This window comes from Streptomyces sp. S3(2020) (assembly GCF_013044505.1).
Taxonomy (GTDB): Bacteria; Actinomycetota; Actinomycetes; order Streptomycetales; family Streptomycetaceae; genus Streptomyces.
In genome coordinates, this window is record NZ_JABERD010000075.1 from 1 (window position 1) to 25599 (window position 25599).

Below are 25599 nucleotides of genomic sequence, written 5' to 3' on the forward strand. Positions count from 1 at the left end.
GGGTGGGCGAGGCGTCCGGGCTCCGCAGCGGCCCGGGAGTGGCGGTGGGGCTGTTCACATGTCCGTCGGCCTTGGGCCGTGCCGGGACGACGGGTGGGGCGGGTGAGCCGGTACCGCCCGCCGGCGCACGGCCCGAGGGGCCGACCGTGACGATCGTGGCCCCGCCGTCGCCTCTGTCCGACGGGTCACTCCCGTCACCGGTGAAGGCCGCGGCGGCCACCGCCACCGCTCCGACGACGAGCAGCCCCGAGATACGCATCCCGAGGGAAACCGCCATGACGCCCCCCGACACGGTCGCCCCTGGGATGCCGTTCCCAGGGGCCTTCCATCATCGGGCCGACCGCGTCGGGACGGAAGCCGATTCGGTCCCGAAGTCGAGCAGGATCTTGCAAGCGAACGGGCTCACGGCTTCCGCTTCACGAAGCGGAAGCCGCAGTCAACCCCCGAAGCCCAGCAGGATCTTGCAGGACGACGAAGGAGCCCGGTCCGGCTGCCGACGCGGGAAGCCGGCTCAGCCCTCGAAGTCCAGCAGCACCTTGCAGGACACGGTCCGGTCCGCGGCCAGCGCGAACGCCGACTCCGCCGCCCGGACCGGTACCACCGCGCTGACCAGCCCGTCGAACGACGGCTCGGCCGCGAGCAGATCCAGCGCCGCGTCGAACTCCCCGTCGAAACGGAACGCCCCCCGCAGCTCGATCTCCCGGCTCACCACCAGATTCCCGGCGAACGGCGACTGCCCCGGCGGCAGCATCCCGAGCTGCACGACCACACCCCCGCGCCGCACCAGCCTCAGACAGGTGTCCAGCCCGGCAGCGACCCCGGAAGCCTCGACGGCCACGTCCACCTCGGACGGCCACCCGGCATCATCCGGATCGTCGGCCCGTACGACGGTGTCGGCGCCGGCGATCTCCGCGTACCGCAGTGCCGCGGGCAGCAGATCCGTCACCGTCACCCGGGCCGCACCGGCCGCTTTCGCCGCCGCGACCACCAGACAGCCGATGGGCCCGGCACCGGTGACGAGCACATGCCTGCCCGCGACCTCCCCGGCCCGCCGCACCGCGTGCAACGCGACGGACAGGGGCTCGGCGAGAGCCGCCCGGCGGAGGTCGAGACCGTCCGGCAGCGGCCTCAACTGTTCGGCGGGCACCACCACTTGGGCGGCGAACCCGCCCTGGACATGCGGAAAGCGTGCCGCGCTGCCGAGATAGCGGGTGTCCCGGCAGACATTGCGCCGACCGTCGGCGCACTCCGGACACACCCCGCAGGGCGTGGCCGGGTGCACCGCGACAGCTGTACCGGGAAGGGGACCTGACGCTCCGTCACCGTACGAGAGGACCGTGCCGACCACCTCGTGCCCGAGCAGCATCGGCTCCCTCAGCCGGAAGTCCCCGACCCCGCCGTGCCGCCAGTAGTGCAGATCGGAGCCGCAGACCCCGCCGTAGCGGACCGCGACCAGGGCCTGCCCCGGACCGGGCGACGGCGCCGCCAACTCCTCGACCCGCAGGTCGCCTTGCCCATGGATCACACAACCGAGGGTCATCACAGCACGCTCGTCATTCCGCCGTCGACGTACAGGATCTGCCCGCTGACGAAGTCCGCGGCGGGCGAGGCGAGGAAGAGCACCCCGCCCACCAGGTCCCGCGTACGGCCCCAGCGGCCGGCCGGGGTGCGGCGACGCACCCAGGAGCTGAACTCCTCGTCCTCGACGAGGGCCCGGGTCAGTTCGGTCTCGATGTAGCCGGGGCCGAGGCCGTTGACCTGGACGCCGTGCGGACCCCAGTCGGCGCACATGCCCTTGGTGAGCATCTTCAGCGCGCCCTTGGTGGCCGCGTAGGGCGCGATGCCCGGGCGGGCCACCTCGCTCTGGAGCGAGCAGATGTTGACGATCTTCCCGTGGCCGCGTTCCGTCATCCGCCGGGCCGCCTCCCGGCCGACCAGGAACGCGCTGGTCAGGTTGGTGTCCAGGATGCGGTGCCAGTCGGAGTCGGTGAACTCCAGGAGCGGGGCCCGCAGTTGCATGCCCGCGTTGTTGACCAGGATGTCGAGCGGGCCGACCCGTTCCTCGACGTCCGCTATCCCGGCGGCCACCGAGGCGGAGTCGGTCACGTCGAACACGGCCGTGCGCACATCCCCGGGAAGTCCGGCGGCGGCCTCGGTGAGCCGCTCGCCGTCCCGCCCGTTGAGGACCACCGTGCAGCCGGCCTCCGCGAGACCCCGGGCCAGGGCGAGTCCGATGCCCCGGCTGGAGCCCGTGACCAGGGCGGTCCTGCCGCTGATGTCGAACAGAGGGTGACTCATCGTCGTACCCCTAGATGATGAGGGAGAGCAGCAGGACGAAACCGCCCGCGACCACCGAGATGATCGTCTCCATGACGGACCAGGTCTTGAGCGTCTGGCCGACACTCAGGCCGAAGTACTCCTTCACCAGCCAGAAACCGGCGTCGTTGACATGGCTGAAGAAGAGGGAACCCGCGCCGATGGCGAGGACCAGCAGGGCCGCGTGGGTCGTCGACATGTCGGCGGCCAGCGGTGCCACCAGACCGGCCGCGGAGACGGTGGCCACCGTCGCGGAACCCGTCGCCAGACGGATCGCGACCGCGATCAGCCAGGCCAGCAGCAGGGCCGGGATCGACCAGTCCTTGGAGATGTCGAGGATCATCGCGCCCACGCCGGTGTCGATCAGCGTCTGCTTGAAGCCGCCGCCCGCGCCGACGATGAGGAGGATGCCCGCGATGGGCGCGAGACCCTTCTCCACCAGGCCGGAGACCCGGTCCTTGCCGAAGCCCGCGGGCCGCAGCAGCGTGAAGATGCCGAGGAGCACGGAGGCGAGCAGGGCGATCAGCGGCGAACCGATGACGTCGAAGACCCGCTGGGTGGTGTTCTCCTTGTCGTCGATGATGATGTCGACGAGCGCCTTGGACAGCATCAGGATGACCGGCAGCATGATCGTGATCAGCGTGGCGCCGAAGCCGGGACGCTTCTCCAGGTCCTCGGAGACGCGCTGGGGGATCATCTTCTCGGGCGCCGGGACGTCCACCCAGCGGGCCGCGTACCGGGAGAACAGCGGACCGGCGATGATCACGGTCGGGATGGCGACGAGCACACCGAGCGCCAGCGTGACACCCAGGTCGGCCCCGATCGCGTCGATCGCGACCAGCGGGCCGGGGTGCGGCGGGACCAGGCCGTGCATCACGGACAGACCGGCCAGCGCCGGGATGCCGATACGCATCAGCGAGTAGTTGCCGCGCTTGGCGACCATCAGGACGACCGGGATCAGCAGCACGACGCCGACCTCGAAGAACAGCGGCAGACCGATCACCGAGGCGATCAGCACCATCGCCCACGGCATCGAGCGGCCGCCCGCCTTGGCGAGGATGGTGTCGACGATCTGGTCGGCGCCGCCGGAGTCGGCGAGCATCTTGCCGAGGACCGCGCCCAGCGCGATCAGCACACCCACACCGGCGACGGTGGTGCCGAGGCCGGTCGTGAAGCTGGTGATGGCCTTGTCGAGCGGCGCTCCGGCGAAGGCGCCCAGCGCCAGCGACCCGATGGTCAGCGACAGGAACGCGTGGAGCTTGAACTTGGTGATGAGCAGGACGATGACGGCGATGCCCGCCAGGACTGCGATGCCCAGCTGAGCGTGACCGGCCGAGGTGATGGGCTCGACCGGATCCGCTGCCAGCAACTCGACGCTGAGTCTGGTCACGGGGGTTCCCTTGCAGGTACGGGGATGGGGGAGAGGGTGCTACGGGGGTCCTACGGAGGTGCTGCGGGGGGTGTTACGGGAGCTCGGTCAGGGCCTTGGCCGCCCTGGCGGTGATCTCCTCGGGGCCGCCGGTGACGTCCACGACGACACCCGCCTCGTCGCTCTCCAGGGGCTGGAGGGTCGCGAACTGGGAGTCGAGGAGCGCGGTCGGCATGAAGTGCCCCTGTCGATGGGACATGCGGTCCTCGATGAGGGCGCGATCGCCCGCGAGGTGCACGAAGACGAGCCCGGGAGCGGCGGTGCGCAGCCGGTCGCGGTACGAGCGCTTCAGCGCCGAGCAGCTGACCACCCCGCCGAGCCCCGCCCGGCCGTCCGCCCAGTCGCCGATGGCGTCCAGCCACGGCCACCGGTCGTCGTCGGTGAGCGGGGTGCCGGCCGACATCTTGGTGATGTTGGCCGGCGGGTGGAAGTCGTCGCCCTCGGCGTACGGGACGCCGAGACGGGCGGCGAGCAGCGGACCGATGGTGGTCTTGCCGGTGCCCGCGACGCCCATCACCACGACGACATGGGGGGTGTTCATCGCTGCCTACCTGTCTTCGTTGACGTGATGTCGACGCAACTGAAACCCATTAGGTACGACGAATTCAAGAGTCTGTGACAAATAAGTCTGACTTTTTGGGTCCGTGATCTGACGCGTACGCTGAGTGCATGAGCACATCGGGCCGGGGGCTGCACGGCCAAGTACTGGAATCCCTCGGCCCCGCGATCACCGCGGGCGAGTACCCGCCGGGCAGCGTCCTGCGCACGGACGAGCTGGCCCAGCAGTTCGATGTGTCCCGCTCGGTGATGCGCGAGGCGGTCCGCGTCCTGGAGTCCATGCACCTGGTCGAGTCCCGCCGCCGCGTCGGCGTCACGGTCCGCCCGAAGGCGCAGTGGAACGTCTACGACCCGCAGGTCATCCGCTGGCGCCTGGCCGGCGCCGACCGCCCCCAGCAGCTGCGGTCACTGACCGTGCTGCGCTCCGCGCTCGAACCGGTCGCGGCGGGCCTGGCCGCGAAGCACGCCACGGCGGAGCAGTGCGCCGAACTCACCGAGTGCGCGCTGGGCATGGTCGCCCACTCACGGGGCCATCAACTGGACGGCTATCTCGTCCACGACATGGCCTTCCACCGCGTGATCCTCACCGCCTCCGGCAACGAGATGTTCGCCCGCCTGGGAGACGTCGTCGCCGAGGTCCTCGCCGGCCGCACCCATCACGAGATCATGTTCGAGGACCCCGACCCGGCCGCGGTCACCCTCCACGTCCAGGTCGCCGAGGCGGTCCGCGCGGGCGACGCGGTCCGCGCGGAGACCCTGACCCGGGAGATCACGGTGGGGGCGTTGCAGGAGCTGGACATCCTCGCGCCCTGAACGGGCCGTCGGGCGCCCTGAACGGTCAGTCTCCGAGAAACTCCCCGTCCACGTACACCCACGCCCCGTCCACCCGCTCGAACCGGCTCCGCTCATGCAGCGACCCGCCCCGGAACGAGGCCCGGAAGGTCACCGTCCCCACGGAGTGGAACGCCGACCCGTCACCCGTGCCGAGGATCTCCAGCCCGGTCCAGCGCATGCCCGCATCGAGGTCGAGGCGGGCCGGGCGGGTCCTCGGGTGCCAGGTGCGCAGCAGATAGGCGGCGTCCTGCTCGACGAACGCGCAGTACCGCGACCGCATCAGCGCCTCGGCGGTCGGCGCGGCGGCGGCGCCGGAGTGATAGCGGCCGCAGCACTTGTCGTAGGACTCGGGCAGGCCGCAGGGGCAGGAACGCGTGCTCATGGCCGACATTCTCCCGGAACTAGCCGGCCGCCCGTGTCTCCGGCATCGGCACCGGCGGCAGCGCCGTCCCGTACACCCACGCCTGGAACACCTCGTCCAACGGCTCGGGCGAGAAGCGGGAGGCGTGTGCGGTGAACGTCGTCGTGGTCACCGCTCCGCTCCGGTGCAGCCCCGCCCAGCCGCGCAGCATACGGAAGAAGGCCACGTCGCCCATGGCGCAGCGCACCGCGTGCACGGCGAGGCCGCCCCGTTCGTAGAGCCGGTCGTCGAACATCGACTTGCGGCCCGGATCGGCGAGCTTGAGGTCCTGTGGCAGGGACGACAGCAACCGGTGTGCCGCTCCCGCGAGTTGCTGGGCCGTCCGCCCGCCCGACCGCTCCGACCACAGCCACTCGGCGTACTTCGCGAACCCCTCGTTCAGCCAGATGTGCCGCCAGTCGGCGATGGACACGCTGTTGCCGAACCACTGGTGGGCCAGCTCGTGCGCGACCAGCCGCTCCGAACCCCGCGCCCCGTCCACATGGTTGGCGCCGAACAGCGACAACCCCTGTGCCTCGACCGGGACATCGAGCTCCTCCTCCGTCACCACGACCGCGTACTCGTCGAAGGGATACGGGCCGAACAGCTCCTGGAACAGGCCCATCATCTGCGGCTGGCGCGCGAAGTCCCGGGAGAACTGGGGAAGCAGATGCGACGGGATGTGCCCGTGCTGCGGCACCCCGCCGAGGCCGGGATCGCCCAGCAGCACCGTCTGGTACTTGCCGATCGACAGCCCCACCAGATAGCTGGACGTCGGCGCCGACTGCTCGTACACCCAGGTCGTCGTCGAGGCCTTCGTCGTACGGGTCAGCAGCCGCCCGCCCGCCACCACCGAGTACGCGGACGGCGTGGTGATCGAGATCTGGTACGACGCCTTGTCCGCCGGCCGGTCGTTGCACGGGTACCAGGACGGCGCCCCGATCGGCTGGCTCGCCACCAGCGCCCCGTCCTCCAGCTCCTCCCAGCCCAGACCGCCCCACGGGCTGTTCACCGGCTTGGGATTGCCCGCCCAGTGCACCTCGACCGTGAACGCGGCCCCGGCCCGTAGCGGCTTCGCGGGCCGGATCCGCAGCTTGCCGCCGCGATGCGTGTAGTGCGGCTGCCGACCGTCCACCCGCACCCGGCCGACCTTGAAATCGGCCAGGTTCAGGAAGAACTCGCCCAGCGGCGACCGTCCCGCTATGGCGTTGATCCGGACCGTGCCCGACAGCCGGTTCGGGCCCGGACGGTAGTCCAGCGCGAGCTCGTACCGGTGCACCCGGTACCGCGCGTCACCGTTCTCCGGGAAATACGGGTCCGAACCCGCCGCCTGCTGAACCGCCACCGCTGTGTCTACTCCCTGTGCCATGCCACCACTCCGCTCGGGTCCACCGCTCTCCCGTGCCGAGTGGCCGGCGTTCAGGGACGCCATGCCTCGATCGGGTTGCCGAGCCAACGGGTGTCGTCGGGGACGGACTCCGCTGCCATGACGAGCGACGCGGGACCCAGGGTCGTCCGGGCCCCGATCGTGCTGCCGGGCAGCACGATCCCGCCAGGACCCAGCGTCGCGCCCTCACGGAGGACCACAGTATCCGTCCGCAAGATCCGGTCGTGGAAGAGGTGCGTCTGGAGCACGCAGCCCCGGTTCACCGTCGCCGCGTCCTCCAGGGTCACCAGATCCGTCTCCGGCAGCCAGTAGCTCTCCACCCACACGCCCTTGCCGACGCGCGCACCGAGCCCCCGCAGCCACGCCGTCATCAGTGGCGTACCGGGCACGGAACCCGCCAGCCACGGCACCGCCACGACCTCGACGAACGTGTCCGCGAGCTCGTTGCGCCACACGAAGCCGCTCCACAGCGGATGCTCCCCACTGCGGTGCCGCCCCACGAGCAGCCACTTGGCGACGACGGACACCAGCGCGGCCACGGCACCCGCCGCGAGCAGCACCAGGCCCGACAGCGCCCACGCCCACACACCCAGCGCACACAGCGCCGCCACCGTCAGCACCCCGATCGCCGCCGAGCAGAACACCGGCACGATCCGGCACAGCTCCACCAGACCGCGCGCCCACAGCAGCCGCGCCGGCGGGTCGTACGTCCGGCTCTGGTCGCCGCCGGCGGCGGCCCGGGGCAGCTTCACCGGCGGCAGCCCCAGATACGAGCTGCCCTTCTTCGCCTTCTTCGGCGTCGCCGACAGCACACCGACCAGCCCGCCGTCCGGCACGGACCGCCCCGGCGCGGTCATCCCCGAGTTCCCGAGGAAGGCCCGCCGCCCGATCTCCGCCCGCCCGATCCGCATCCAGCCGCCACCGAGCTCGTACGGCGCGGTCAGCGTGTCGTCGGCCAGGAACGCGCCCTCACCGACCGTCGTCAGGCTCGGCAGCGCGAGCACGGTCGACACCTCCGCGCCCCGCCCGATCCGCATCCCGAGCAGCCGCAGCCACACCGGCGTGACCAGCCCGGCGTACAGCGGGAACAGCACCTCCCGCGAGCGGTCCATCAGCTGGGTGACGGTCCAGGCCTGCCAGCCGACCCGGCTGTGCGTCGGATGCGTGCCCTCACGCAGCCCCAGGCTCAGCAGCCGTACGGCGACCAGGATCAGCAGCGCGTACGCCAGCCCGAACGCGAGCGTCGCCGGTACCAGGGCGGCCATCGCGCCCCGCAGGGGCTGGTCCGGCGTGAAGAGCTCGCGTCCCACGAGGAACGCGGCCACCCCGGCCAGCACCGGAAGCGCGCTGAGCGCGAAGCCCGTCAGGCCGTACATCACCCGCCAGTACGTGCCCTTGCGCGGCCGCTCCTTGGGCCAGTTCCGCTTCGCCTTGCCCAGCTTGACCGCGGGCGCGCCCGCCCAGCGCTGACCGGTGGGCACCTGCCCGGTGACCGCCGAACCCGGCGCCACCTCGGCCCGCTTGCCGACCCGCGCGCCCGGGAAGAGGATGCTGCGCGTCCCGACGACCGCGTGCGCGCCCACCTTGACCGTGCCGATCTCCAGCCGGTCGCCGTCCAGCCACCACCCGGACAGATCCACCTCGGACTCGACGGCCGCACCCCGGCCCAGCTTGAGCATGCCGGTCACCGGCGGCAGCGAGTGCAGGTCGACATCAGGGGCGACCTTGGCGCCCAGCGCCCGTGCGTACCGCTCCAGCCACGACCCGGTCAGCGAGGTCGCCCCGCTGAACTCGGCCAGCCGCTCGGCCGCCCACAGCCGCAGATGCACCCCGCCACCGCGCGCGTACCGCCCCGGCTGCACACCCCGCAGCAGCAGCCGCGCACCACCGGCCGCGATCGCGAGCCGACCGGGCGGGCTGAACAGCACCAGCGCCGCCGCCCCGACCAGCCACCAGGAGGCGGTCGGCAACCACGCATAGGGCAGTACGTTGCCCAGCGCGGCCAGCACCACGGTCCAGCGCAGTCCGAGCACCGTGAACAGGGGGATCAGGGCGAGGAGTTGGACCACCTGGGCGCGCACCGGCACCGGGGCGACGATCCGCGCGGCCCCGTCGTCCTGCGCCGACTCCTCCAGATGCCGCGCCAGTTTCCGCAGCACGGGCTGCTGGTAGATGTCGAGGACGGCCGCGCTCGGGTAACGGGTGCGCAGCCGAGTGGTGAGCTGGGCGGCGGCCAGGCTGCTGCCGCCGATCGCGAAGAAGTCGTCGCGCGCGCTCGACACCGGGATGCCGAGCACCTCGCTCCACTGCTCGGCGAGCCACGCCTCGGTGCCGTACAACTGCTCGGCGGGGCCGCCCGTTTCCAGACCCTCCAGGGGCCAGGGCAGGGCGTTGCGGTCCACCTTGCCGCTGGTGCGCGTCGGCAGTTCGTCGACCGGCGCCAGCAACGGCACCAGCGCCGCGGGCAGTTCAGCCCGCAGCTTCCCGACGGCCGCCGCGTGGTCCCAGCCGTCCTGCGTGACGACGTACCCGACGAGGAGCTGATTGCCGCTGCGGGCGGTGCGCACGGCGGCGGCCGCCCCCGCGACCCCGGGCAGCGCCTGGAGGGCGGCGTCGACCTCACCGAGCTCGATACGGCGCCCACCGAGCTTGATCTGCTCGTCGGCCCGCCCGAGGAAGACCAGCCCCTCCGGCTCCGCCTTGACGAGGTCACCGCTGCGGTACGCCCGCTCCCAGCCCAGCGACTGAAGCGGCGCGTACTTCTCCGCGTCCTTCTCGGCGTCCAGGTACCGGGCCAGACCGACCCCGCCGATCACCAACTGCCCACTCGCGCCCATCGGCACGGGCTCCCCGGCCTCGTCGACGACGGCCAGCTCCCAGCCGTCCAACGGCAGCCCGATCCGGATCGGCTCCGCGCCGCTCATCAGCGAGGCACAGGCCACCACGGTCGCCTCGGTCGGCCCGTACGTGTTCCAGACCTCGCGCCCCTCGGTCACCAGCCGCTGCGCCAGCTCGGGCGGGCACGCCTCACCACCGAAGATCAGCAGCCGTACGTCGTTGAGGGTCTCCGGCTCCCAGAGCGCGGCGAGCGTCGGCACCGTCGACACGACGGTGATCTCCTGCTCCACCAGCCACGGCCCCAGATCGGCGCCGCTCCTGACCTGCGCACGCGGCACCGGCACCAGACAGGCCCCGTACCGCCACGCCAGCCACATCTCCTCGCAGGACGCGTCGAAGGCGACCGACAGCCCCGCCATGACCCTGTCAGCCGGACCGATGGGGTCGTCCGTGAGGAACAGCGCGGCCTCGGCGTCCACGAACGCGGCGGCACTGCGGTGACTGACGGCGACACCCTTGGGCTTGCCGGTGGACCCGGAGGTGAAGATGACCCAGGCGTCGTGCCCGATGCCGGGCCGGGCGGCGAGGACCTCGCTGCGTCCGGTCACGGTCAGCTCGTGACCGGCCCCGACGACGGCACGTACGTCCGCCTCCCCGAACACCAACTCGGCCCGCTCGTCCGGGTCCTCGGCGTCCACCGGGACGTAGGCGGCACCGGCGGCGAGCACGGCGAGAATCGCGACGTAGAGGTCGTTGGTCCCGGACGGCACGCGGACGCCCACCCGGTCGCCGAGCCCGACCCCGGCGTCCGCGAGCCCGCGGCGCAGCCGCTCGACCTCAACGGCCAGCGCACGGTAGGTCAGACAGGTCGTGCCGTCGTCCAGAGCGGGCTCGTCCGGGTACGACCGCACGGAGGCGTCGAAGACGTCGACGAGGGTGCGCGCGGAGGCCGCCGGGCCCCCGGAGAAACGTGCCGTATCACCGAACCGCTCGCGGATCTCTTCCTCGAGCAGGCCGAGAGCGCTGCTCTCGTGTATGGCTGCCATCGGTCCTCGCGTCTCGATCCCGGAAGCCTCCGGGGCGCTGGCGGGCCCGCAGGTCTGCCTGGGGTTGTCCGGGTCCAGCTCCGTAACAAGCCGGAAATTTTAGTACGACGCTAGGTACGAGCCCTCTGAACGGCCACCGGAGAGGCCCGTTCGGGTGGCTTCCCGAACGGGCCTCGTATGGTCTGACCTGCGGTTCGATACGCAGGGCGAGACATGCCCCACATTGCGTTCTACTGGGCGTACGTCTCGAATTCGGCGATCTGGACAGTGCTGTTGGAGCTGGTGACGCTGAAGGTGAGCTTCTTCAGGGAGGTCTGCGGGAAGGTGATCGTGCCCGCTCCGCTGCCGGAGGCCAGGACCGCGCCGGTGTCGGCGTCGAGGAGCTGCCAGGAGCCGATGGCTCCCGCGCCGGCCGAGGTCTCCTTGATGACGGCCTTCGAGACTGTGGTGGCCGCGCCCCACTTGACCGACACATAGCCGGTCGAGCCGTTCGGCGACCAGTACGTGCTCGGGTCGCCGTCCCGCACATTGCCGTAACTCGTGCCGTCGGCCTTGCTCGAACCGTCGGCCCCCGCCCCGATGCTCAGGTTGGTCCCGCCGGTGGCCGTCGGTGTGGGTGTCGCAGTGGTCGTGGGAGTGGTCGTGGCGGTCGGTGTCGCTGTCGGCGTCTGGGCCGTGCAGCTGCCGTCCGACACGGCCAGACCCGTGCCCGCGCCCGCCGTCCTGGCCACGACGGCGGGCACGCAGGACGCCTGGTCGAGGGTGTAGGCGTACGGAATGCTCACCGAGGTGTTGGACACCGGGTCGGGTCCCGCCGGGTTGTTCTCGTCCCCGGCGGCGGACCACGTCACGTTGTCGAAGACGTTCCCGCTGACCTGCCAGTACCCGGCCAGGTCGGTGTAGAAGGTGCCGAGGACGTCCTTGGAGTCCTCGAAGTAGTTGTTGTCCACCTTCGCCTTGGCGCCGGCCCGGGAGTTGATGCCGGACTCGTTCAGGCTCACGTAGTGGTTGTTGTAGAGGTGCGCCGTGCCGCCGCGCAGCAGAGGGGCGCGCGAGTCGATGTTCTCGTACAGGTTGTGGTGGAACGTGACGTAGCTGCTGGTCAGGTCGCTGTCACTGGAGTTGATGAGACCGCCGCGGCCCGAGTTGCGCAGGGTGCTGTACGAGAGGGTGACGTACTGGGTGTTGTCCTTGAGGTCGAAGAGCCCGTCGTAGCCCTCCGACTCGCCGCCGGACGCGACGAGCGAGACATGGTCGACCCAGACGTTGCGGACATCGCTCTCCATGCCGATGGCGTCACCGCCGTTGGAGGTCGGCGAGCCCGACTTCTTGACGTTCTGGACGGTCACGTTCTGGATGACGATGTTGCTCGACTCGCGGATATGGATGCCCAGTTGATCGAAGACGGCACCGCTGCCGACGCCGATCAGGGTGACGTTGCTGATCTGCTTCAGCTCGATCACACCGGCGGCCGTGTTGCAGCTGTCGCCCGAGACCTTCGCCGTGTTGCCGTGGTTGATCGTCCCCTCGACCTCGATGACGATCGGGGTGCTGCTGCTGGCCCGGCCGCACAGGGCCGCGTGGATCTGCGTCCCGGTGGTGGCCCGCACGGTCGTCCCGCCCGCGCCGCCGGTGGTTCCGCCGTTCTGGGTCGCGTAACCGGTGGCGGCCGCGGTGGCCGCCGAGGCCTCCGGCATCACCAGTACCGCGCCGGTCGCGATGGCCAGGCCCAGCCCGGCCATCGCCGCGTACAGCCGTGGTGCACGTGCTCGTCTCATCCGCTTCATCCCTGTTCGTCCCTGAATAAGGGGTGCTGGATGGTGCACTGTCAGGGAGTGGTGACCGCGGAGGGGCACGAAGTTGCCGACTCGGCGGGGGAGATTTCGCAGATGCGCGGGAAGACCAGATGCGCGGGAAAAGCAAAAAACCCCTGATCAACAGGGGTTTCAGCTGGTGTCCGAGGGGGGACTTGAACCCCCACGCCCGATAAAGGGCACTAGCACCTCAAGCTAGCGCGTCTGCCATTCCGCCACCCGGACAAGGTGTCTGTCGCGCGGGGTTCCCCTCGCGGCGACAAAGGAAACATTACCAGGCTTTCGAAGTGCCCCGATCACCCCCTCGTCCCGGCGTGAACGGCGTGTGACGGGCCGGGTCCGCTCTTGGGCGCGGCCGGTCGGGGAGGGAGGATGAGGGGAACCACCAGCAGTGACAGCGGGAGGAACCACCGTGAGCGGGACGGACACGACCAGGCACGTCACCGGCGAGGACGAGGTCGTGGACCTCTGCCGAGAGCTGATCCAGATCGACACCAGCAACTACGGCGACCACTCGGGCCCGGGCGAGCGCAAGGCCGCCGAGTACGTCGCCGAGAAGCTCGCCGAGGTGGGCCTCGAACCGCAGATCTTCGAGTCCCACCAGGGGCGCGCCTCCACGGTCGCCCGCATCGCGGGCGAGGACCCCTCCAAGCCGGCGCTGCTCATCCACGGGCACACCGACGTCGTCCCGGCCAACGCGGCGGACTGGACCCACCACCCCTTCTCCGGCGAGGTCGCCGACGGGTGTGTGTGGGGGCGCGGCGCCGTCGACATGAAGGACATGGACGCGATGACCCTCGCGGTCGTCCGTGACCGGCTGCGCAGCGGCCGCAAGCCCCCGCGTGACATCGTCCTCGCCTTCCTCGCCGACGAGGAGGCGGGCGGCACGTACGGCGCCCGGTATCTCGTCGACAAGCACCCCGATCTCTTCGAGGGCGTCACCGAGGCGATCGGCGAGGTCGGTGGGTTCTCCTTCACCGTCAACGAGAACCTGCGGCTCTACCTGGTCGAGACCGCCCAGAAGGGCATGCACTGGATGCGGCTCACCGTGGACGGCACCGCGGGCCACGGTTCGATGACCAACGACGACAACGCCATCACCGAGCTGTGCGAGGCCGTCGGCCGGCTCGGGCGGCACAAGTGGCCGGTGCGGGTCACCAAGACCGTGCGGTCCTTCCTCGACGAGCTCTCCGACGCGCTCGGCACCGAGCTCGACCCCGAGAACATGGACGAGACCCTCGCCAAGCTCGGCGGCATCGCCAAGATGGTCGGCGCGACCCTCAGGAACTCGGCGGCGCCCACCATGCTCGGCGCCGGCTACAAGGTCAACGTCATCCCCGGCCAGGCCACCGCCCACGTCGACGGCCGCTTCCTGCCCGGCTACGAGCAGGAGTTCCTCGCCGACCTCGACCGGATCCTCGGCCCGCGCGTGCGCCGCGAGGACGTGCACGGGGACAAGGCGCTGGAGACCGACTTCGACGGGAGGCTCGTCGACGCCATGCAGACCGCCCTCAGCGCCGAGGACCCGATCGCGAAGGCGGTGCCCTACATGCTCTCCGGCGGCACCGACGCCAAGTCCTTCGACGACCTCGGTATCCGCTGCTTCGGCTTCGCGCCGCTCCAGCTGCCGCCGGAACTCGACTTCGCCGGCATGTTCCACGGCATCGACGAGCGGGTGCCCGTGGAGGGGCTCAAGTTCGGTGTACGGGTGCTCGACCGGTTCATCGACGCTTCCTGACGCCGGTAAGCCGGGCCTTGACGTCGATATTCGACAGCCCGTGCGGAAATGAATGAGAAGGGTGAATGCGCTCATAGGCTCGTAGCTTCAATACTCCCTCCTCGTTACAGGTGATGCGATCGGCAACACGAGATCGCTTTTGCCAACAAGGAGGAATAATGATCAAGAAGGTCGTCGCCGCTGCGGCTGCCACTGGTGGCCTGGTTCTCGCGGGTGCGGGCCTCGCCGTCGCCGACTCGGGTGCTCAGGGTGCCGCTGTGCACTCCCCGGGTGTCCTGTCCGGCAACGTCGTCCAGGTGCCCGTTCACATCCCGGTGAACGTCTGCGGCAACACGGTCTCCGTGATCGGCGTGCTGAACCCCGCCTTCGGCAACACCTGCATCAACAAGTGACGCCGACCCCCGGAGGGACATTCCTCTGAGGGGCGTTTACACGACCGTCGGCCTCGGAGCGCGCGCCATGCGCTCCGGGGCCGACCGGTCTTTTCACGAGGATTGCAGGTCGTAAGCGAAAAGGCAGGGGGAATTCAGGAATGCGACAGGTGACCCGCAAGGGCCTGATGACGGTGGCGGCCGCGACCGGGGTGATCGCCGCAGCGGGCGGCGCCGCCCACGCCGACTCGGCCGCGAACGGATCGAGCTCGAACTCGCCCGGCGTGCTGTCGGGCAACACGGTGCAGGCGCCGGTGCACGCGCCGGTGAACGTCTGCGGCAACACCGTCGACGTGGTCGGGGTGCTCAACCCGGCCATGGGCAACAAGTGCGCCGACAAGAGCGGATCGTCCGGCGGGTACGGCGACGACGGCGGGTACGGGGGCGGGTACGGCGGCGGGCACGGGGGTGGCTCCGGCGGCGGTGGTTCGTCGTCCGACGGTCACGCGAGCGGTTCGCCGGGCGTCGGCTCCGGCAACCATGTCGAGGCCCCGGTGCACGTCCCGGTGAACGTCTGCGGCAACAGCGTCGACGTCATCGGGATCGGGAACTCCACCACGGGCAACGACTGCGCGAACGGCGGCGGCTCCGGCGGCGGGCACCCCGGCACACCTCCGGGTGGTGGCGGCCAGACGCCTCCGGGCGGTCCGGGCCAGCCGGGCGGTCCGGGCCAGCCGGGCAACCCTGTGGAGCCGGGCACCCCAGGGTCTCCTGGAACCCCTGGAACCCCGGGCACCCCTGGAACCACTCCGGGCACCCCTGGAACCCCGGGCACGCCGCCGTCCTCGGCTCACGGGACGCCGGGCTCACCGGGCGGCGACCACTCCGGTACCCAGTCGGTCACCCAGCCGTACGGCGATGCCCAGCTCGCCCACACGGGCAGCGACCTGCCGCTGGGGCTCACCCTGCCGGTCGGGGCGGGCGTACTGCTGGCGGGCGCGGTGCTCTACCGCAAGGCGCGGGCGTCCGCGTAGCGAACCCGGCGCATGACGGAGCGGGCCCCGCAACGGCGGGGCCCGCTCCGTTTCCGTCGCGTCATCTCACCAGGTGGCACGAACCTGGCGGATGATCCTGCGGCGCAGCCGCACCCTGCGGCTTCCGTCACGCAGCAGGCTCAGGCGGTCCAACTCCCAGTGTCCGTACTCCGCATGGTCGGTCAGCAGTCGTGTGGCGTCCTTGCGGGAGACCCCGCGCGGTACGTACACGTCGACAAATTCGTATTCCGGCATCGCATCTATTGTGCGGGCTGGGGCCCGGTACGGATAGCGTCTGCACTATGTCTGATGCTGTGCAGCCCACCGCTGCCGAGGTACGTGCCGCCGCCGAGGCGGTCAAGACCGCACTCGACCGCCACCTGGCCGCGGTCGAACGCCGGTCGGGGGAGGACGACCCGGCCGTCTACGAGGCGTTCAACGAGCTCGCCGCGGCCGCCGAGGCGTACGACGAGCTGCTCTACGACCGCTACGACGAGGTCACTCCCTTCGAGATCCCCGGCACGGACGACGTGCCGCCGTACACCGGTCCCGAGGAACCGCACGCGGTGAGCGTGCTGATCCGCCGTGACTACGCGGTGGCGGAGCCGCAGCGGCTGCTGGCGCAGGCCCAGCGGGTCGAGGCGGCGGACTACGAGGACGGTGCGGAGGCGTCCGCCACGGTGCACGGAGCGTTGGACATCCTGTTCGGAGAGTTCGAACCGGACGAGATCGCCTCACGGCACAAGGAGTTCGGCCTGGAGGAGGGCGACTCCACGCTGTGGGTGATCGCGGCGGACGAGCAGGCCGCTCCCGGTGAGTGGCTGGCGGGGCCCTTCGAGCAGATCGACCCGCAGCGGGTGGTGTGCCGGTTCGACGTCAGCGCGGTGTTCGACGACGAGATCGACGACGTCGACGACGTCGAGGACGAGCTGGACGAGCTGGACGCGGAGCTGGACGAGGACGAGGATCTGGAGCGGCACGCGTAACACCGCGCTGTGCGCCGGGCTTGGGCGGCGGCGGTCACGGAGGGTTCCGTGACCGCCGCCGTCTTGCGTGTGCGGCTGCGTCGTGGCTGGTCGCGCCCACGCGGCGGAGCCGCGAATCGATACAGCCCCGCGTCCCCGAGGTGGGTCAGCCGGACGCTGGTACCTGCGTCCCCAGCAGCACGGGAAGCCGGGTCGTGCGGGGCTTCGCCTGGATCTCGGCCACGGCTCTCGGGAGGGCCTGGTCCGCGCCCTGGACCACGGAGAGATGGCGTTCCGCCCGGCCGAAGGCCGTGTAGACCCACGGGCGGCTGAGGGCTTGTGCCGCGTCTCCCGGGAGCACCACGACCACCGCCGGCCAGCGGCCGGCCGCGGCCTGGTGGGCGGTCAGGGCCCAGCCGTGGCGTACGGACTCCTCGACACGCTCCTTCGGTACGACGACGGGCTCGCCCGCGCAGGACAGATGGAGTCCCTCCGCGTCCGCCTTCACCACGTGGCCCGGCAGGGAGCGGCCGGGGGCGGGGGAGTAGGCGACGCGGTCGCCGGGGTCGAAGCCGCCGAAACGGCCCGGGCCCGGGTTGAGGCGCTCCTTGAGGGCCGCGTTCAGGGCTCGTGTGCCCGCCGCGCCGCCATGGCCCGGCGTGATCACCTGGGTCTCCTCGGGCGGAACACCGATCGCCCGCGGCACCGAGTCCGCGACCAGTTGCACGGTCCGGTGCACGGCCTCGCCCGCGTCCCGCGCCGGCACGATCACGACCTCCTTGCCGGGGGCCTCGACCTGGTTCAGCTCGCCGATGCCGATACCGGAGACCAGCTCGCCGAGGGGGCCCGGGTCCGGCCGCCGGGAGGCGATCTGGGGGCAGACGCGCGCGGCCAGCAGATCGCTGAACACCCGCCCCGGCCCCGCCGACCCCAGCACCGCCGGATCCCCGGCCAGCACCAGCCGCGCCCCGTCCGGCAACGACTCCGTCAGCAGCGCCGCACTCTCCACGTCCAGCTGCGGAGCGTCGAGGACCACGAGGAGGTCGAGGTCGAGCGCGCCGTCGGCATCGCGGCCGGGACCTTCGGCGCCGGAGAGGAGGCCGGTGACGGTGGTGGCGGTGTCGCGGGAGGCCAGCGCCGCGAAGCGGTCCCGTCCCAGGGGGCCGTGGGCCGCCGCCCAGGCGCGCAGACCGAGTCCGTGGGCCGCCTGGAGCAGGGCCGCCGGTTCCGCCAGGGACGCCTCGCCGCCGGTGTGAAGGACCAGTCCGCCGCCCGCGACCGCGCGGATCAGTTCACCGGCGGAGCCCTTGGCCGAGTCGGCGGCACGCTCCCAGTCCTCGGCCGAACCGTCCTGCTTCGGTACGGAGTTGATCAGCCGGGCCAGTCCGTCGGCGAGGCTCTCCTCCGCCATCGCGTACCGCTCCAGGCCGACCAGGACACGGACCGGGCGCTCCTCGCCCTCCTCCGGTTCCGGGGCCCGCGGGTCGAGGGCGTCCTGGAAGGCCAGCGCCTCGGCCTCCGCGAGGGTGCTCTGCACGGCCGCGTCGGCATCCGGCACGCCCTGCTTGCCCAACGCCGTCGTGAGCGTGGGAAGTTCGAGAGCCGTGTGCCCGGCCACGGCCGCCTGTTCCAGCAGCCAGACGGTCATCGCCCGGCCCCGCCGCTCGTCGTCGGGACCGCACTCCGCGCCGAGCAGCGCCCGCGCGAACCCGTCGGCCTGCTCGGGCCGCACCCCCGCGACCCGCAGCAACTGCCAGGGGTCCTCGCGCAGCTGCTCGGCGGCACCCTCGCCGAGCGCGGCGGCGACCTGCGGGACGAGGGCCTCCGGCGCACCGCCGTCGGCCAGTACCCGGCGTACGGAATCGACGGTCTGCGCCGAGGGAGCCGAGGGAGCCGCGGGCACGTCGGCCGAAACCGGCTGAGGGCGCTGTACGGGCTCCGGCGCGGGCCGGCGCGGTGGCTCGGGCTCGGCGAACACGGTCGCCGCCGGCTTGGCCCCGCTCTCCACGGCCCGTACGGCGGCCAGCAGATCGGCGGCCTTCCCGCTGAGCTTGGTGCCGGCCTCGACGGGTCCCTGCTTCTCGGCCTTCCGCCGGGCGATCCGCTCCCGCTCCAGCTTCTGCGCCGCGAGCTCGGCCGCGGCCTCGGACAGCTTCGCCGCGGCCTCGCCCTGCTCGCCGTCGGACGCGGAAGCCTCACCGGACGCCTCGTCCGAGCCGCCCTCGGCGTCCGCGGCCGTCTCGCCCTCGTCACCTGCGGCCACCGCCCCCGCCTCGGTGTCGTCGGCCTCGGCGACCGCGTCCTCCGCGGTGCCCGGCGATTGCGGCTCGGTCTCCTCCGTGGGCTCCGGCTCCGTGCTCACAGCGTGCTCCAGTCGTGATCGGGATAGCGGTGCACGGGCGCCGACACATCGTCGAGCGCCCGGCAGATCTCGTCAGGAAGACTAAGGGCCTCCACTGACAATGCCGCCGTGAGCTGCTGCGCGTTGCGCGCGCCGACGATCGGCGCGGTCACGCCGGGCCGGTCGCGGACCCAGGCGAGGGCCACCTGGAGAGGGGTCACCGCGAGCCCGTCGGCAGCGGTCTGCACGGCGTCCACGATGTGGCCGGCCGTGTCGTCGAGGTAGGGCGCGACGAAGGGGGCGAGATGCTCCGAGGCGCCCCGCGAGTCGGCCGGCGTGGCGGTGCGGTACTTGCCCGTCAGGACCCCGCGGCCCAGCGGGGACGACGGCAGCAGGCCGATGCCCAGGTCCAGCGCCGCGGGCAGCACCTCGCGCTCGATGCCGCGCTGGAGCAGGGAGTACTCCAGCTGTGTCGCGGCCAGCCGGGTCCGGGTGCCCGGGGCCGCCAGCTGCCAGGTCGCGGCCTTGGCGAGCTGCCAGCCGCAGAAGTTGGAGACCCCGGCGTACCGCGCGCGGCCGCTGCTGACCGCGAGGTCGAGCGCCTGGAGGGTCTCCTCCAGCGGGGTGTCCGGGTCGTAGGAGTGGACCTGCCACACATCGACGTAGTCCGTGCCGAGCCGGGCCAGCGAGGCGTCCAGCGCGGAGAGCAGATGGCCGCGCGAGCCGTCGAACCGCCGATCCGGGTCGGGCACGCTGCCCGCCTTGGTGGAGATGACCAGATCCCGGCGCGGGATCAGCCCTTCTATGAGACGTCCGAGCAGATACTCGGACTCCCCGTCGCCGTACACGTCCGCGGTGTCGACGAGGCTGCCGCCGGCTTCCCAGAACGTCTTCAAGAGGTCCGCGGCGTCGTGCTCGTCGGTGTCCCTGCCCCACGTGAGGGTTCCGAGTCCGATGCGGGACACACGCAGGCCGGTGCGGCCGAGATGCCTCTGCTCCATGAACGCCGACATTACTGGCCTGAACCAGTGGTGTGGGGGCCTGTGGACAACCAGTTTCCCCCAGCGACACGCGCGTTCATGTGGGCGGAAGAACACGACCGCCAGCTGCCCCGATCCGCGCGCCCCGCGCTAAGGTCGGGAAACAAGGGACGTTACTGATGGGTAAGGGGAATCGGCCATGCAGCTCGGCATCAACCTCGGTTACTGGGGCGCCGGAATGGACGCGGACAATCTCGCCGTCGCCCAGGAGGCCGACCGACTCGGGTACGCCGTGTGCTGGGCCGCCGAGGCCTACGGCTCCGACGCGGCCACCGTGCTCAGCTGGGTCGCGGCGCAGACCGAGCGCATCGACATCGGCTCGGCCATCTTCCAGATCCCGGCCCGTCAGCCGGCGATGACCGCGATGACCGCCGCCACCCTCGACTCGCTCTCCGGCGGCCGCTTCCGCCTCGGCCTCGGCGTCTCCGGGCCGCAGGTCTCCGAGGGCTGGTACGGCGTCAAGTTCGACAAGCCGCTGGCACGCACGCGTGAGTACGTCGGGATCGTCCGCAAGGCGATGACGCGCGAGCGGCTGTCGTTCGACGGCGAGCACTGGACGCTGCCGCTGCCCGGCGGCCCCGGCAAGCCGCTCAAGCTGACCGTGCACCCCGAGCGCGAGCACATCCCGCTCTACATCGCCGCGATCGGACCGAAGAACCTGGAGCAGACCGGCGAGATCGCCGACGGCGCGCTCCTCATCTTCCCGTCCGCCGAGCACCTTGAGGAGACGACCCTCAAGCACCTGCGTGCCGGACGCGAGAAGGCGGGCAAGACCCTCGACGGGTTCGACGTCCACCCGACGCTCCCGCTCGCCCTCGGCGAGGACAAGGACGTGGCCACGCTCGCCGACACCTTCCGCCCCTACACCGCGCTGTACGTCGGCGGCATGGGCAGCGCCAAGCAGAACTTCTACAACCAGCTCGCCCAGCGCATGGGCTACGAGGCGGCGGCCGCCGAGGTCCAGGAGAAGTACCTGTCCGGTGATAAGCAGGGCGCCGCGGCCGCCATCCCGCACGACCTGATCGACAAGACGGCACTGCTCGGTTCCGTGGACCGCATCGCGGACCGGATGAAGGAGTACGCGGCGGCCGGCGTCACCACGCTGAGCCTCGCGCCCGCGGGCTTCACGCTCGACGAGCGGATCGCCGCACTGCGGGCCGGATCCGAGGCCCTGGAGCGCGCCGGCCTGGCGTGACACACGCCGGATCCGCCGGAGGTTTCTGCGGCCGTGGTGGGGGCTCGGGGGTCTTCCCCGCCACGGCCGTCACGCAGAACAACGCGCTCGCGCCCGTGTGGTTACGCCTCCGTCGTGACCGCCGGGGTCCTCCTTTTGGCGGAGTTGTCCGACACAGCTGTTGCAGCACCTCTCGCGCCGCATTTGACTCGTTCTTTGCGGAATGCCGCGGAGTCCCGCAGAGAGGTGTCCACGATGCTTTCGGCCAAGAGTCTGTTCCAGGAGATCATCGACAACGACGAGTCCTTCCGCCTGTTCTGCTCCATCGCGGCCAGCGGGGAGTCGCAGGGCGGCTGGGAGAACGCCCGCATTGCCGCGCTCGTCCCGGACAGCGAGCGCGACCTCGCCCCCAAGATCACCCGGCACGGCGCGGACGAGGACAAGCACGGGCGGATCTTCAACGCCCTGATGAAGAAGCGCGGCCTCGAACCCGTCCCCGTACCGGCCGACACCGACTACACGATGCTCCTGGAGCACAGCGGCATCGGTCTCGCCCACGAGAAGCTCAAGGCCGACCAGTCACTGACCGTGCAGGACATCGTGACCTACCTCGCCCACAGCCGCGTCACCGAGCAACGCGCGTCCGAGCAGATGGAACTGCTGCGCAAGCACTTCGCCGACCACCCGGACCTGGGCCGCGCGGTGAAGATGATCTCGGCCGACGAGGACAACCACCTCGCCTACTGCCACGAGGAGTTGCTGCGCTTCGCCCACGCCGGGCACGGCCGGGACATCCAGCGGACCCTGCGGGAGTGCGCACTCGCCGAGATCCGCGTCTACCGGGACGTCAGCCTCGCGGTCATGGCCCACATGGGCCGCGTCCTGGGCTGGCCGACGGCGAAGTCGGCCGTCCTCGCGGCGGGCATCCACGCGGTCTACGCCTACGAACGCGCCGCCGGCTGGCGCCGGATGGTCTCCCTGAAAACGCCCGAGCGACGCGACGCCCTCGGCGGACCGGCCACCTCGGCCCCCGAGTTCGCCTGAACCCGGTGAACAGCCCTACAGCCAGCCCCGGCGCTTGAACAGCCGGAACACCAGGACCTCCAGGACGGCCATGACCGCGATCAGCGCGGGGTACGACCACACCCAGTGCAGCTCCGGCATGTGATCGAAGTTCATGCCGTAGATCCCCGCGATCATCGTGGGGATCGCGGCCATGGCCGCCCAGGCGGAGATCTTCCGCATGTCGTCGTTCTGCCGGACGCTCATCTGCGCCAGATGGGCCGACAGGATGTCCGACACCAGCCGGTCCAGGCCCTCCACGGACTCGTTCACGCGCGTGAGGTGGTCGTTCACGTCACGGAAGAAGGGCTGCGCCTTCTCGTGGACGAACGGGACGCGCACGCCGGACAGACCGCCGCCCGCGAGCCGGGCCAGCGGCTGCGCCAGTGGCCCGGTGGCCCGGCGGAACTCCAGGATCTGCCGCTTGAAGGCGTAGATGCGGGACGCCGTGTGCCGAGAGCCCCCGCCGGTCGGCGAGAACACCTCCGTCTCCAGCTCCGCCAGGTCGGTGCCCAGTTCCTCGGCCACCTCGACGTAGTGGTCGACCACGGCGTCGGCGATCGAGTACAGCACCGCGGTGGGCCCGTGCCGGAGCATCTCCGGCTCCTCCTCCAGCCGGTGCCGCACGGCCGCGAGAGGCGCCTCCTCGCCATGGCGCACGGTCACCACGAACGAGTCGCCGACGAAGACCATGACCTCACCGGAGGTCACGATGTCGCACTTCGGCTCGTACCCCACCGGCTTGAGGACCATGAACAGCGAGTCGTCGTACACCTCCAGCTTGGGCCGCTGATGGGCGTTGAGGGCATCCTCGACGGCCAGCGGATGCAGCCCGAACTCCTCCGTGACCCGGTCGAACTCGTTCCCCGTCGGCTCGTACAGGCCGATCCAGACGAAGGCGTCACCCCCGCGACGGCACTGCGCCAGGGCATCGGAGAAGTCCTGGGGCCCCTCCGTCCGGCGCCCGTCGCGGTAGATGGCGCAGTCGACGATCACAGTGCGTATTCTCCCGCCGCTCGCCGGCCGTCGCACGCGCGCGTACGCCTACGCTGGGCCGCATGCCCACGTTGATCCTCGTCCGCCACGGACGATCCACCGCCAACACCGAGGGACTGCTCGCCGGGTGGACGCCCGGGGTCGCCCTGGACGGACGCGGGGCCGCGCAGGCCGCCGCACTGCCCGCGCGGCTCGCCGGGCTGCCGATCTCCGAGGTCGTCAGCAGCCCGCTCCAGCGCTGCCAGGAAACGATTCAGCCGCTCCTCGACGCCCGTCCCGAGCTGAACCCGCACACCGACGAGCGGATCGGCGAGTGCCACTACGGCGACTGGTCCGGCCGCAAGCTCGCCGAGCTCATGGACGAGCCGCTGATGGAGGTCGTCCAGGCCCACCCGTCGGCGGCCGCGTTCCCCGGCGGCGAGTCGATGCGGGCGATGCAGACCCGCGCCGCCGAGGCCGTACGCGAGTGGAACGCGCGCGTGGAGCGCGACCACGGCGCCGACGCCGTCTATCTCATGTGCTCGCACGGCGACATCATCAAGTCGCTCGTCGCGGACGCGCTCGGACTCCATCTCGACCTCTTCCAGCGGATCTCCGTGGAACCGTGTTCCATCACCGTGATCCGTTACACCCGTCTGCGGCCGTTTCTCGTGCGCCTCGGCGACACCGGTGATTTCGCCTCGCTCGCACCCCGCGAGGAGCCTCCCGCGGGCGACGCCACGGTCGGTGGTGGTGCAGGCGCACCGTGATCGTCGGGCGCAGTAGGGTGAAGCGGTCGCAGCAGCGCCGTACCCACGATTCCAATGGAGACAGGACGTGTCCCGTCAGGTGTTCCTCTATGACCCACCGGAGCGTTTCGTGGCCGGCACGGTCGGACTGCCCGGGCGCCGTACGTTCTTCCTCCAGGCCTCGGCCGGCGCCCGGGTGACCAGCGTGGCCCTGGAGAAGACCCAGGTCGCCGCGCTCGCCGAGCGGATGGACGAGTTGCTGGACGAGGTCGTGCGCCGCAGCGGCGGCAGCGCCTCCGTCCCGGCCATGGCACCCACCGAGATCTCCGACGCCGCCCCGCTGGACACCCCCGTCGAGGAGGAGTTCCGCGTCGGCACCATGGCGCTCGCCTGGGACGGCGAGGAACAGCGGATGATCGTCGAGGCACAGGCCCTCGTGGAGCTCGACGCCGACTCCGAGGAAGACCTCGCCGAGGCCGAGGAGCGGCTCCTCCAGGACGAGGAGAACGGGCCCCCGATGCTGCGGGTCCGGCTCACCGGCGTACAGGCGAGGGCCTTCGCCAAGCGCGCCCTGGATGTCGTCAACGCCGGTCGGCCGCCGTGTCCGCTGTGCAGTCTCCCGCTCGACCCGGAAGGACACGTATGTCCGCGCCAGAACGGATACCGCCGCGGAGCGTGACCACGGCGGAACTGCTCACCCGGGGTGAGCTGACGGTGCGCGGACAGATCCGCGAGGCCTCCAACGCGGTGCTGTACTGCACCGTCTCGCACGAGGGACAGGAGGCCGCGTGCGTCTACAAGCCCGTACGCGGCGAACGCCCCCTGTGGGACTTCCCCGACGGCACCCTCGCCCAGCGCGAGGTCGCCGCGTACGAGGTCTCCGAGGCGACCGGCTGGGGGCTCGTACCGCCCACCGTGCTGCGGGACGGGCCCTACGGCGAGGGCATGGTCCAGCTGTGGATCGAGGCCGAGCCGGGCCCCGAGCTGCTGACGCTTCTCGACGCGCAGGAGCCGGGGCCGGGCTGGAAGGCGATCGGGTTCGCCGAGGTCGGCGACGGGAAGACGGCGCTGCTGGTGCACGCCGACGACGAGAGGCTGCGACGCCTCGCCGTGCTCGACGCCGTGATCAACAACGCGGACCGCAAGGGCGGCCATCTGCTGCCGGCCGGGGACCGTCTGTACGGCATCGACCACGGCGTCACCTTCAACGCCGAGAACAAGCTGCGCACCCTGCTGTGGGGCTGGGCGGGCGAGCCGCTGCCGGGGGACGCCGTCGACGTGCTCAAGGCCCTCAAGGAGGCCCTGGCCGGCGACCTGGGCACCCGGCTGGCCGAACTGATCACGCCCGACGAACTCGACGCCACGCGCGCGCGTGTCGAGTCCCTGCTGTCCACCGGCAAGCACCCGGAGCCAAGCGGTGAGTGGCCGGCCATTCCCTGGCCGCCGGTCTAGCAGCACACTGGCCGGTAGCGCACAAGAAGGCCTTACCGGCCATCCGGCCCGGTCCGGTTCGTATACGGAACATCCG

Annotated in this window: 22 protein-coding genes, 1 tRNA gene and 1 pseudogene; 10 read left to right on the plus strand and 14 right to left on the minus strand. The window is 71.2% G+C overall.

From position 1 onward, the window contains the following. From HLK59_RS23635 to HLK59_RS23655, 5 genes and pseudogenes are all read right to left on the minus strand, one after another. Positions 1 to 277 (minus strand): annotated as a pseudogene (locus tag HLK59_RS23635) (hypothetical protein); the annotation flags it as partial. A gap of 234 nt (positions 278 to 511) precedes the next feature. After that, positions 512 to 1540: an L-idonate 5-dehydrogenase gene (locus HLK59_RS23640; protein ID WP_171143508.1), complete on the minus strand. Its 1029-nt coding sequence runs from the start codon at positions 1538 to 1540 to the stop codon at positions 512 to 514. Then, on the minus strand, positions 1540 to 2298 hold the full coding sequence (locus tag HLK59_RS23645) for an SDR family oxidoreductase (protein ID WP_171143509.1): 759 nt from the start codon (positions 2296 to 2298) through the stop codon (positions 1540 to 1542). Before HLK59_RS23645 ends, HLK59_RS23640 begins: the two co-directional genes overlap by 1 nt. A 10-nt stretch (positions 2299 to 2308) precedes the next feature. Then, entirely contained in the window at positions 2309 to 3706 is a 1398-nt protein-coding gene (locus tag HLK59_RS23650; RefSeq protein WP_171143510.1) for a gluconate:H+ symporter, read from the minus strand. Positions 3707 to 3779: 73 nt separating this feature from the next. After that, positions 3780 to 4286: a gluconokinase gene (locus tag HLK59_RS23655; RefSeq protein ID WP_171143511.1), complete on the minus strand. Its 507-nt coding sequence runs from the start codon at positions 4284 to 4286 to the stop codon at positions 3780 to 3782. 128 nt (positions 4287 to 4414) lie between these two features. Between HLK59_RS23655 and HLK59_RS23660 the strand changes: the two genes are divergently transcribed. Then, positions 4415 to 5116: a FadR/GntR family transcriptional regulator gene (locus HLK59_RS23660; RefSeq protein ID WP_171143512.1), complete on the plus strand. Its 702-nt coding sequence runs from the start codon at positions 4415 to 4417 to the stop codon at positions 5114 to 5116. A 25-nt stretch (positions 5117 to 5141) separates the two neighbouring features. On the opposite strand, the gene HLK59_RS23665 is transcribed toward HLK59_RS23660, so the two are convergent. The 5 genes from HLK59_RS23665 to HLK59_RS23685 all read right to left on the minus strand — a co-directional run bounded on the left by HLK59_RS23665 (position 5142) and on the right by HLK59_RS23685 (position 12847). Continuing rightward, positions 5142 to 5519 (minus strand): YchJ family metal-binding protein, encoded by a 378-nt coding sequence (locus HLK59_RS23665; protein ID WP_171143513.1) that lies wholly within the window; start codon positions 5517 to 5519, stop codon positions 5142 to 5144. A 19-nt stretch (positions 5520 to 5538) separates the two neighbouring features. Next, the gene (locus HLK59_RS23670) at positions 5539 to 6882 is read right to left on the minus strand and encodes a M1 family metallopeptidase (RefSeq protein WP_171143543.1); all 1344 of its coding nucleotides are present in this window, start codon (positions 6880 to 6882) and stop codon (positions 5539 to 5541) included. 74 nt (positions 6883 to 6956) lie between these two features. Next, positions 6957 to 10808, minus strand: coding sequence for a Pls/PosA family non-ribosomal peptide synthetase (locus tag HLK59_RS23675; RefSeq protein ID WP_171143514.1), 3852 nt, complete (start codon positions 10806 to 10808; stop codon positions 6957 to 6959). 230 nt (positions 10809 to 11038) lie between these two features. Next, positions 11039 to 12586, minus strand: coding sequence for a polysaccharide lyase family 1 protein (locus HLK59_RS23680; protein ID WP_171143515.1), 1548 nt, complete (start codon positions 12584 to 12586; stop codon positions 11039 to 11041). A 173-nt stretch (positions 12587 to 12759) separates the two neighbouring features. Next, positions 12760 to 12847: transfer RNA gene (locus HLK59_RS23685), tRNA-Leu, on the minus strand. A 187-nt stretch (positions 12848 to 13034) separates the two neighbouring features. Here HLK59_RS23685 and HLK59_RS23690 point away from each other — a divergent pair. The 3 genes from HLK59_RS23690 to HLK59_RS23700 all read left to right on the plus strand — a co-directional run bounded on the left by HLK59_RS23690 (position 13035) and on the right by HLK59_RS23700 (position 15765). After that, positions 13035 to 14360 (plus strand): M20/M25/M40 family metallo-hydrolase, encoded by a 1326-nt coding sequence (locus tag HLK59_RS23690; RefSeq protein WP_171143516.1) that lies wholly within the window; start codon positions 13035 to 13037, stop codon positions 14358 to 14360. 158 nt (positions 14361 to 14518) lie between these two features. Then, the gene (chpH, locus tag HLK59_RS23695) at positions 14519 to 14752 is read left to right on the plus strand and encodes a chaplin ChpH (protein WP_037739130.1); all 234 of its coding nucleotides are present in this window, start codon (positions 14519 to 14521) and stop codon (positions 14750 to 14752) included. 140 nt (positions 14753 to 14892) lie between these two features. Next, positions 14893 to 15765 (plus strand): chaplin, encoded by an 873-nt coding sequence (locus HLK59_RS23700; RefSeq protein ID WP_171143517.1) that lies wholly within the window; start codon positions 14893 to 14895, stop codon positions 15763 to 15765. Between the two features lie 66 nt (positions 15766 to 15831). Here the strand turns inward: HLK59_RS23700 and HLK59_RS23705 are convergent, their stop codons facing one another. Further along, entirely contained in the window at positions 15832 to 16020 is a 189-nt protein-coding gene (locus tag HLK59_RS23705; protein WP_005485166.1) for a DUF5703 family protein, read from the minus strand. A 47-nt stretch (positions 16021 to 16067) separates the two neighbouring features. Here HLK59_RS23705 and HLK59_RS23710 point away from each other — a divergent pair, with 47 nt between their 5' ends. Further along, a complete protein-coding gene (locus HLK59_RS23710; RefSeq protein ID WP_171143518.1) occupies positions 16068 to 16751 on the plus strand; it encodes a hypothetical protein in 684 nt (227 codons plus the stop codon). A 145-nt stretch (positions 16752 to 16896) separates the two neighbouring features. On the opposite strand, the gene HLK59_RS23715 is transcribed toward HLK59_RS23710, so the two are convergent. After that, a complete protein-coding gene (locus HLK59_RS23715) occupies positions 16897 to 19092 on the minus strand; it encodes a helix-hairpin-helix domain-containing protein (RefSeq protein WP_171143519.1) in 2196 nt (731 codons plus the stop codon). After that, the gene (locus HLK59_RS23720) at positions 19089 to 20072 is read right to left on the minus strand and encodes an aldo/keto reductase (RefSeq protein ID WP_171143520.1); all 984 of its coding nucleotides are present in this window, start codon (positions 20070 to 20072) and stop codon (positions 19089 to 19091) included. Before HLK59_RS23720 ends, HLK59_RS23715 begins: the two co-directional genes overlap by 4 nt. A gap of 178 nt (positions 20073 to 20250) precedes the next feature. Between HLK59_RS23720 and HLK59_RS23725 the strand changes: the two genes are divergently transcribed. Together HLK59_RS23725 and HLK59_RS23730 are read left to right on the plus strand one after the other, a co-directional pair. After that, a complete protein-coding gene (locus tag HLK59_RS23725; RefSeq protein ID WP_171143521.1) occupies positions 20251 to 21306 on the plus strand; it encodes an LLM class F420-dependent oxidoreductase in 1056 nt (351 codons plus the stop codon). Positions 21307 to 21540: 234 nt separating this feature from the next. After that, complete coding sequence (locus HLK59_RS23730; protein WP_171143522.1) at positions 21541 to 22329, plus strand: ferritin-like domain-containing protein; 789 nt, start codon at positions 21541 to 21543, stop codon at positions 22327 to 22329. 15 nt (positions 22330 to 22344) lie between these two features. On the opposite strand, the gene corA is transcribed toward HLK59_RS23730, so the two are convergent. Further along, positions 22345 to 23343, minus strand: coding sequence for a magnesium/cobalt transporter CorA (corA, locus tag HLK59_RS23735; protein WP_171143523.1), 999 nt, complete (start codon positions 23341 to 23343; stop codon positions 22345 to 22347). A gap of 62 nt (positions 23344 to 23405) precedes the next feature. Between corA and HLK59_RS23740 the strand changes: the two genes are divergently transcribed. The 3 genes from HLK59_RS23740 to HLK59_RS23750 all read left to right on the plus strand — a co-directional run bounded on the left by HLK59_RS23740 (position 23406) and on the right by HLK59_RS23750 (position 25523). After that, positions 23406 to 24092: a histidine phosphatase family protein gene (locus tag HLK59_RS23740; RefSeq protein WP_171143524.1), complete on the plus strand. Its 687-nt coding sequence runs from the start codon at positions 23406 to 23408 to the stop codon at positions 24090 to 24092. A 67-nt stretch (positions 24093 to 24159) separates the two neighbouring features. Then, positions 24160 to 24750: a DUF3090 domain-containing protein gene (locus tag HLK59_RS23745; protein WP_171143525.1), complete on the plus strand. Its 591-nt coding sequence runs from the start codon at positions 24160 to 24162 to the stop codon at positions 24748 to 24750. Then, positions 24714 to 25523 (plus strand): SCO1664 family protein, encoded by an 810-nt coding sequence (locus HLK59_RS23750; protein ID WP_171143526.1) that lies wholly within the window; start codon positions 24714 to 24716, stop codon positions 25521 to 25523. The genes HLK59_RS23745 and HLK59_RS23750 overlap by 37 nt, the downstream gene beginning before the upstream one ends. The last annotated feature ends 76 nt before the right edge of the window (positions 25524 to 25599 follow it).

Bases quoted from the DNA above. Each gene is read 5' to 3' on its own strand.
- HLK59_RS23675 (WP_171143514.1), bottom strand. From the start codon at position 10,808: ATGGCAGCCATACACGAGAGCAGCGCTCTCGGCCTGCTCGAGGAAGAG.
- HLK59_RS23640 (WP_171143508.1), bottom strand. From the start codon at position 1,540: ATGACCCTCGGTTGTGTGATCCATGGGCAAGGCGACCTGCGGGTCGAG.
- HLK59_RS23750 (WP_171143526.1), top strand. From the start codon at position 24,714: ATGTCCGCGCCAGAACGGATACCGCCGCGGAGCGTGACCACGGCGGAA.
- HLK59_RS23660 (WP_171143512.1), top strand. From the start codon at position 4,415: ATGAGCACATCGGGCCGGGGGCTGCACGGCCAAGTACTGGAATCCCTC.
- chpH (WP_037739130.1), top strand. From the start codon at position 14,519: ATGATCAAGAAGGTCGTCGCCGCTGCGGCTGCCACTGGTGGCCTGGTT.
- HLK59_RS23720 (WP_171143520.1), bottom strand. From the start codon at position 20,072: ATGGAGCAGAGGCATCTCGGCCGCACCGGCCTGCGTGTGTCCCGCATC.
- HLK59_RS23730 (WP_171143522.1), top strand. From the start codon at position 21,541: ATGCTTTCGGCCAAGAGTCTGTTCCAGGAGATCATCGACAACGACGAG.
- HLK59_RS23710 (WP_171143518.1), top strand. From the start codon at position 16,068: ATGTCTGATGCTGTGCAGCCCACCGCTGCCGAGGTACGTGCCGCCGCC.
- HLK59_RS23680 (WP_171143515.1), bottom strand. From the start codon at position 12,586: ATGAGACGAGCACGTGCACCACGGCTGTACGCGGCGATGGCCGGGCTG.
- HLK59_RS23705 (WP_005485166.1), bottom strand. From the start codon at position 16,020: ATGCCGGAATACGAATTTGTCGACGTGTACGTACCGCGCGGGGTCTCC.
- HLK59_RS23645 (WP_171143509.1), bottom strand. From the start codon at position 2,298: ATGAGTCACCCTCTGTTCGACATCAGCGGCAGGACCGCCCTGGTCACG.
- HLK59_RS23725 (WP_171143521.1), top strand. From the start codon at position 20,251: ATGCAGCTCGGCATCAACCTCGGTTACTGGGGCGCCGGAATGGACGCG.
- HLK59_RS23700 (WP_171143517.1), top strand. From the start codon at position 14,893: ATGCGACAGGTGACCCGCAAGGGCCTGATGACGGTGGCGGCCGCGACC.
- HLK59_RS23740 (WP_171143524.1), top strand. From the start codon at position 23,406: ATGCCCACGTTGATCCTCGTCCGCCACGGACGATCCACCGCCAACACC.
- HLK59_RS23655 (WP_171143511.1), bottom strand. From the start codon at position 4,286: ATGAACACCCCCCATGTCGTCGTGGTGATGGGCGTCGCGGGCACCGGC.
- HLK59_RS23665 (WP_171143513.1), bottom strand. From the start codon at position 5,519: ATGAGCACGCGTTCCTGCCCCTGCGGCCTGCCCGAGTCCTACGACAAG.